This window comes from Halobacillus sp. BBL2006, assembly GCF_000786645.1.
GTDB lineage: Bacteria > Bacillota > Bacilli > Bacillales > Halobacillaceae > Halobacillus.
In genome coordinates, this window is record NZ_JRNX01000318.1 from 1 (window position 1) to 3,483 (window position 3,483).

Here is a 3,483-nt window from a genome sequence, read left to right on the forward strand (position 1 = left end):
CATAGGCAGCAACAGATGCTGCCACGCCCTGGTGGTTCCCCTCGACCAGCTGGTCAATTTTTTTCTTTGGAACCTTTTGGACGATCACGCCATTTTCTTTTGCTAACTGTTCCAATTTCTTCGATGCCTGATGCTGCAGTTGATCCGACACTAACACTTTGTTGATCGACCGACCTGAACGTAACGCTTCTTGAACAGGGTTTTTCCCGATAATCCATTCTGCATTCACTCTTCTCCACTCCTTTCTTCTACAAATTCGATTGCGTTTGTTATTAACTGTTCCAGCCGCTCGATTTGACCGGAAAGATATAAAAAACCTACAACCGCTTCAAAAGCTGTTGAGTAACGATAGGTTTGTACATCTGTACTTTTCGGGACGGACCCAGACTTGGCATTTCGGCCGCGCCTGAGAACACCCTCCTCTTCTTCTGTCAGTATATTTTCCTCTTGCCAATGTTTTACGACTTTTGCTTGAGAGACGGCAGAGACGAACTTCACCGCTGTCTGGTGGAGATGCTGAGGTTTAATCGCGCCTGTCTCCAACAAGTGGTTCCTAACATATAGCTCATAGACAGCATCCCCCATGTAGGCAAGGGCGAGGCTTTTCATCTGTTTCACGTTTTCCATGTCTTTATCCCCGCTTCCAGCGCGTGCCTTGAGAGGTGTCTTCTAAAATAATGTTTCTCTCTTTCAGTTCATCCCGAATTTGATCCGCAAGTTCGAAATTCCGATCTTTTCGTGCCTGCTTCCGTTCAACAATCAAGCTCTCTATTTCTTCATCCAATAATTCTACCTGCTTTTCCAACTCTAATCCTAAAACGTTGGTCAGCTCTTTAAATGCTTTCTCATAATGTTCAAGGACAGCCGTATGGGTTTGGTTTTCTTGAAGATATAAGTTCGCTGATTTCGTCAGATCAAAAAGCACTGAGATGGCGTTCGCTGTATTGAAATCATCATCCATCTCTTTGAGAAACTGCTCTTTGTATCCGTCTACGTCTTTCAGCCAAGTTTCATGATCCTCTTGCAAATCCATGCTTGAATCTTTTCGATGCTGGATGTTTTCAAAAGCATTTTGAATACGGTCGAAGCTGCTTTTCGCTCCTTTCAACAATTCATCACTGAAATTGATGGGATGGCGATATTGCACACTCAGCATGAAAAAGCGAATCACTTGCGGGTCATGTTTTTTAACAAGGTCATGAGCCAATACGAAGTTTCCCAGCGACTTGGACATTTTCTCATTTTCTATATTTATATACCCATTATGCATCCAATAGCGCGCAAAGGATTCTCCGTTATGCGCTTCTGATTGCGCAATTTCATTCTCATGGTGCGGGAAGGTCAAATCCTGCCCACCGGCATGAATATCAATAGTTTCACCTAAATACTTTTTAGCCATCGTCGAGCACTCGATATGCCATCCCGGTCTCCCTGTACCCCAGGGGCTTTCCCAGGAAATCTCACTAGGTTTCGCTGCTTTCCAGAGGGTGAAGTCAAGCGGGTCTTCTTTCTTATCTCCTACCTCAATACGTGCCCCTGAACGCAGTTCATCAATCGACTGGTGAGAAAGCTTCCCGTAACCATCAAACGAACGGGTGCGGAAGTATACATCTCCGGCTGCTTCATAGGCGTGGCCTTTTTCAATCAACCCTTGGATAAATTCGATGATCTCTTCCATGTTTTCTGTGACACGTGGGTGGTCGACCGCTTCTTTTACCCCAAGAGCACCTACGTCTTCTTTATAAGCGTTAATAAAACGATCAGCGATTTCCGGAACTTCTTCCCCTAATTCATTAGCAGCTTTGATCAATTTGTCGTCAACGTCTGTGAAATTTAAGACGTAATGGACATCATATCCACGATATTCAAAATACCTTCTTACCGTATCAAAAACGATAGCCGGACGAGCGTTCCCGATGTGAATATAGTTATAGACCGTCGGACCGCAGACGTACATCTTCACCTTTCCTTCTTCCAGTGGCTGGAAGGGTTCTTTTTTTCTTGTCAGCGTATTGTAGATGTTAATACTCATTCTGGTTCACTCCTTTAGCTTCTTCTAATTCTTTACGTAAATGTGTGATTTCTTTCTCTAAATGATTTAAGCGGTCATAAACCGGATCAGGAAGCTTATGGTGGTCAAGGTCCTTCTTGCGTACCTTTTTCCCGTCCTGAATTACGACACGGCCCGGAATACCGACTACTGTCGAATTATTCGGGACATCATGTAAAACAACCGATCCAGCGCCGACTTTAGAATTCTCTCCTATGGTTATCGATCCAAGTACTTTTGCACCCGTGGCCACTAAGGAGTTATCCAAGAGCGTAGGGTGACGTTTGCCCTTTTCTTTCCCAGTCCCTCCAAGCGTCACGCCTTGGAAGATGGTTACGTTATCCCCAATTTCACAAGTTTCGCCGATCACCACTCCCATGCCGTGATCGATAAAAAACCGCTTACCGATCTTTGCACCAGGATGTATTTCAATGCCAGTGAAAAAGCGGCTGATTTGTGAAATAATCCTTGCTAAGAAGAAAAACTTACGTTTGAAACAAGCATGCGCCACTCGATGTCCCCATATGGCGTGCAGGCCGGAATACGTCAAAATTACTTCTAGATAAGTCCGAGCAGCAGGATCTTGGTCAAAGACTACATTGACATCTTCTTTCAACATTTTAAATAGCCCCATACTTGCCCTCCTCCTTGAATAAAGAGTGAATCATACCTTACAACAAAAAAACGCGCCTCTGTGCATGGATGCACAGAGACGCGCCAGGCGTGGTTCCACTCTGTTTGGGAAACGTCTTCCCCACTCGATCCTCGATAACGGAAGGTGACCGCTCCAGCCTACTCGCTTCGGCAGAAGACTCCGAGGTGCATTTCAGAGATTCCCCTTAAAATCACTTCCAGCCAATGGTGATTTTCTCTGGGTAAGGGGGATTTCTCCTACTTCTCCTCATCAACGTTTCGTATAGGTATCTCTACTATATGACAAATCTAAGTGTTTGTGAACGGATTAGCCTTGTAACTTATTCAAAACATCATCTAAACGAACCGTTACCGTTTCAATTCCCAACAAATGAATCGCATTCGGCAGTTCAGGCCCGTGGGTTTGTCCAGTTGTTGCAACACGGATTGGCATAAAGAGTTTCTTACCTTTATGACCAGTTTCTTTCTGCACGGCTTTGATTTGTTTTTTAATATTGTCAGGAGTGAATTCTTCAAGTTCTTGAAGGTTTTTCTTGAACGTTTCCAGGACTTCCGGTACTTGTTCACCTTCCAGAACGCTCATAGCATCTTCGTCGTATTCGATTTCCTGCTTGAAGAACAACTCTGTCAGCTCTACAATTTCAGCTCCGTAACTCAATTGCTCTTGATACAAACCAATCAACTCATGAGCCCATTGCTTATCTTCAGCACTCATATCTTCGGAAAGACGTCCTGCTTCAACTAAATGCGGAAGAGTCAATTCAACCACTCGGTCAAAA

General features: G+C 44.3%; 4 protein-coding genes, 1 pseudogene and 1 other annotated feature. All 5 genes and pseudogenes read right to left on the reverse strand.

Annotated elements, in window-relative coordinates; genetic code table 11:
- A partial coding sequence (locus tag LD39_RS10090; protein WP_035545854.1) for an RNA methyltransferase substrate-binding domain-containing protein occupies positions 1-229 on the reverse strand: 229 nt, incomplete at its 3' end.
- Positions 226-627, reverse strand: a complete 402-nt coding sequence (locus LD39_RS10095) for a Mini-ribonuclease 3 (protein WP_035545856.1) — start codon at positions 625-627, stop codon at positions 226-228. The genes LD39_RS10095 and LD39_RS10090, both read right to left, overlap by 4 nt.
- A gap of 4 nt (positions 628-631) precedes the next feature.
- Positions 632-2,032 carry a cysteine--tRNA ligase gene (gene cysS, locus LD39_RS10100; RefSeq protein ID WP_035545859.1) on the reverse strand — a complete coding sequence of 467 codons (1,401 nt, stop codon included), beginning with the start codon at positions 2,030-2,032 and terminating at the stop codon, positions 632-634.
- Positions 2,022-2,684, reverse strand: a complete 663-nt coding sequence (gene cysE / locus LD39_RS10105; RefSeq protein WP_035545861.1) for a serine O-acetyltransferase — start codon at positions 2,682-2,684, stop codon at positions 2,022-2,024. The genes cysS and cysE overlap by 11 nt, the downstream gene beginning before the upstream one ends.
- A 71-nt stretch (positions 2,685-2,755) precedes the next feature.
- Positions 2,756-2,967: a binding site (T-box leader), on the reverse strand.
- Positions 2,968-3,011: 44 nt separating this feature from the next.
- Positions 3,012-3,483, reverse strand: a pseudogene (locus tag LD39_RS23080) (glutamate--tRNA ligase); the annotation flags it as partial.